This window comes from Schlesneria sp. (assembly GCF_036405755.1).
GTDB classification, from domain to species: Bacteria; Planctomycetota; Planctomycetia; order Planctomycetales; family Planctomycetaceae; genus Schlesneria; species Schlesneria sphaerica.
This window is the reverse complement of record NZ_DASWWZ010000685.1, coordinates 1-4,122: the sequence shown is the minus strand read 5'-3', so window position 1 is coordinate 4,122 and position 4,122 is coordinate 1. Positions and strand designations below refer to the sequence as shown.

General features: G+C 55.4%; 2 protein-coding genes and 1 pseudogene. 2 read left to right on the top strand and 1 reads right to left on the bottom strand.

Translation table 11 applies throughout. The features are described from left to right. On the top strand, positions 1–1,464 hold a 1,464-nt coding region (locus tag VGE80_RS22715), incomplete at its 5' end, for an ABC transporter permease (RefSeq protein ID WP_440594231.1). A 7-nt stretch (positions 1,465–1,471) separates the two neighbouring features. Here VGE80_RS22715 and VGE80_RS22710 read toward each other — a convergent pair. Next, on the bottom strand, positions 1,472–2,821 hold the full coding sequence (locus VGE80_RS22710; RefSeq protein WP_440594230.1) for an amidase: 1,350 nt from the start codon (positions 2,819–2,821) through the stop codon (positions 1,472–1,474). Between the two features lie 308 nt (positions 2,822–3,129). Here VGE80_RS22710 and VGE80_RS22705 point away from each other — a divergent pair. Then, positions 3,130–4,122, top strand: a pseudogene (locus tag VGE80_RS22705) (hemolysin D); the annotation flags it as partial.

The following is a 4,122-nucleotide window of genomic DNA, read 5'->3' as shown; positions in this document are numbered from 1 at the left end:
TTTGCTCCTTTCCTGGCGAACGCCCGACCGATTTTTTACGTCGGGATTAATCGGTTCGAATACCAGGAAGCGGCGAGGACACTTCGTGGTGCCATGTCGCAGCAGATTGAAGCCCTGGCGAAAGATTCGGCTCTTTCGATTCCTGATGCGACGATCAAGACGATCGCCTTGCAGATGGATCTCATGGAAAGTGCTCTGCCTCCGGAAAAGTCGGCTGAGCTCAGCGAGCTTGAGAACAAGATCCTCAATATCCTTCGCTCGTCCGGCATGGAGGGGAGAAGTGATGCTCTTAGACAACTGCAGCGAGAACTTCGTTCCAGCTTCGACGCCAGCAGCGTCACACTTGTCTCGAAGTCACACTGGCCTGTGTTTGCCTCGCTCAACGCCGCAGATGTTGGCTTTCAGGTTGCGAATATCCTGTTTCTACTCACGCCCTTGTGGATCTGGCTGCTCCGCAGGCTGGTTCCAGTCGAGAATGATCATATTCGTCGGAGGGTGTATTCCTTTCTCGTAATGGGGTTGCCTCTCATTGCGGGGATGTTGTGGTGGTGGCAGGTTCCTTATCGAGTTGATCGGACTGAGTATAAATCGGGAGTTCTGGCCGCGGATCCCGATGCTGCCAAAGCACCTGTGGTCTACGAATCTGTCATGTGGCCTCCGATTGCCTATGGCATTGATGAATATGACCTGGCCGGAAAATCAGCCGCACCGGCGTGGTACCCTGCTAAGTGGTGTCCGCCGGGGAAAGACGCCGCTTCGATTAAGCTGGCCTCGCAATGGAGTGGACCGCACTGGCTTGGTACCGATGCTTCCGGTCGTGACGTGCTTTGCAGAATGATCTGGGGAGGTCGAGTCAGTCTTTCCGTCGGACTGGTGGCCGTCGCTATCTACGTGACAATTGGAATCATCGTCGGTGCCCTGGCGGGGTACTACCGTGGATGGTGTGATCTTCTGATCTCCCGCATCATTGAGGTCATGATCTGCTTCCCCACGTTCTTCCTGATTCTGACGATCGTGGCTCTGGTCGGTCAGAACATCGTCAACATCATGATCGTTATTGGATTGACCGGTTGGACTGGTATTGCGAGGCTGGTGCGCGGTGAGTTTCTGCGACTGGTCGACCAGGAGTTCGTGGTCGCTGGCCGCGCACTAGGCTATACGCCGATGAGAATTATCTTCCGCCATGTCTTACCCAACGCCATGGCACCCGTACTGGTCTCTGCCACGTTCGGAATTGCTGGTGCAATCCTGACAGAAAGTGGTTTGTCGTTTCTGGGCTTGGGGATTTCCAAGCCAACGCCCTCCTGGGGGGGGTTGCTGGCAGATGGTCGTGATTCCCTGCAGCATGCTCCGTGGCTCATTCACTTTCCGGGACTGGCGATTTTCCTCACCATTACGGCTTATAACCTGATGGGAGAAGCACTTCGCGACGCTTCTGATCCGCGACTGCGAGGCTCTCGCTAACCCCCTTTCATTCAGCGATGCTCGGAAAATTCTCGTGCCAGTCGGTTGCCTCCTGATAGACGCAGCCGATTGACAGGATTGTGTTCTCGTCGAGAGCCCGGCCGGTGAACTCAATTCCCGTCGGCAAACCGTCCTCCCCAAATCCGTTGGGGAGAGTCAGGGCTGGTAGACCACATAAGTTCGCGGCACTCCCCAGTTCGGAGCAGACGAACCCACGTGACCATTCAGCGAAACGCTGAATGATCGGGCCTGCTTCCGTGTTCAGCGTGGGGGTGACGATCGCATCATAATTTGCCAGGACCCCATTGATCTCCCGCTGGATCTGCCGTCGAATCCTCATTGCATTGATGTAGTCTTTTGCAGGGATAAGCAGGTTAGAAAAGCCGCCCCAGCGATCTTCCGGCGCGGTGAGTTCCCACGATCCTCCCTCGGCCATGAAGGTTTCAAACGCTGCAGACATCTCACTCGAAATAATCGTGCTTGCGAGGATCGAGTAGGGGAGATCGGGAAGTTCAATTGTCTCGACCGAGCCGAGCTTTTCCAGGACCTTCAGTGATTGTTCATAGTTCTGGAATACTTCTGGCTGGACTTCGCCGGGATCGACGTCCAGCACGGCAAAGCGAAAGGAGCGTTTGACCTGAGGATGCTCGAAGGTCCACGGAGAGACTATGCAGGTGTCGTCTGACGGGTCTGCACCGGCAATCGCGTCTAGAACCAGACCACAATCTTCCGAAGTGCGGCAAAGCGGCCCCAACTTGTCGAGGGTCCAACTAAGTGCCATGGCTCCGTGGCGGCTGACGCGTCCATAAGTGGGTCTTAAGCCCGCCACACCACAATAGCATGCGGGAGTCACGATGGACCCGAGAGTTTCTGAGCCGATCGCAAAGGGGACCAGTCCGGCACCTACTGCTGAAGCGGAACCCGAGGAGGATCCTCCCGCCCACCGTGATTTGTCCCATGGGTTCAGGCCCGGTCCTGAGAATGTGGCATCGGCCTGCTTGTAGCCGAATCCCCCCGCCAGTTCGACCATCGCCAACTTGGCGCACAGCACTGCGCCGGCTTCTCTCAGCCGGACGATGACTGTGGCGTCTTCATCGAATACCTGGTTCTGCAGAGGAGCTGCCCCCCACGTTGTGGGTATTCCCTTCGTTACCAGAAGATCTTTAACACCAAATGGGATGCCGTGCATGGGACCCCGGTCATAACCGGCCTGCATTTCTGCATCGGCCTGTCGGGCCTGTGCCAGGGCGAGCTCAGACGTCACTCGTACGATGGCGTTGTAGCGCGGTCCGAATTGCTTCAGGCGATCGAGATAAAACTCGGCCAGCTCTATGGCTGACGTTTGTCTGGTCCTCAAGCGAACGCCGAGCTCCACAATACTGTGAAATGCGAAAGAGTCGGACATGGGGCGAAGTGACCACTGAAGGATCGGTTGGTAACGAATTCCGCGCAGATCCTACCCGAGGAAGTACTGAGACAGAATCGTATCTGACGGAATCGGGCCACTTGAGTAGTTGATATCCGCTTCCTGAATCGATTTCGCAAGCGGATATCAGGTCAACGCAATCGTGAGCAGTTCGCACTTTGTTTGCTGGCGATGATCTGATAAAGCATTCCTCAATGGATATCGATAACGTGAATGCGGCGACACAAGCCTGGTGAAGCGTGGACCTTAAAGCAGTAATTCCCTGGCGCAGTCGAAAAGACCTCCAGAGCAAGATCTCGACCCGGAATGGTGTTCGCGTCCATGACGTGAAGGATCCTGTTTCGCTCTCTTACTATGAACTGCGGGATGAGGAAGCGTTTGTCCTGAGTCAGCTTCATCATCCCGTCTCAACCCTCGAACTCTGTGAATCATTTCATCAGCAGTTCCGGCCGCAAACACTCTCGCCGGAGGAACTGGTGAGGTTTATCGGACAACTCGTGCAACAGGGACTGCTGGTCGCTCAACAGCCGGGATATGGTCGTTCGCTGGCAGCACGAAATGCACGCATCGAAAGCTCTCGGCGGTGGTCGGGTCTTGCGAATGTGCTCTCACTTCGATTTCGTGGATTTGACCCCGACAGGCTTCTGGGCGGGCTGGTTGCTCGCTTTGGCTGGCTCATATCGTGCTGGACGATGGTTCCGGCAGGGATTTTGATTGCGGCTGCAATCCTGCTCTTGGTCATTCGGCATGAACAGGTCTCGGAGAGATTGCCCGAGGCGAGGGCCTGGCTGAGTTCAGGAAATTTGCTGTTGATGGCAGGCTTGCTTGGCTGTGTGAAGGTGCTGCATGAATTTGGTCACGGCTTGGTCTGCAAGAAGTTCGGCGGCGAATGTCATGAAATGGGCTTTATGTTGCTCGTGTTCACACCGTGTCTGTATTGCAACGTGACTGATAGTTGGATGCTGCAAAGCCGCTGGCAGCGAGCCGCGGTCAGTGCGGCAGGAATTGCGATTGAGGCCACGATCGCGGCAATGTGCACATTCCTGTGGTGGCTGAGCGAGCCGGGTTTGTTTCACTCGATTTGCTTAAATCTGATGTTTGTATGCGGTATCAGTACCCTCTTGTTCAATGGCAATCCACTCTTGAGGTACGATGGCTATTTCATACTCTCCGACCTCTTGGAATTCCCGAATCTCTACCAGCGAGCGGCCGAAACGGTTCGCCGTCGTTTA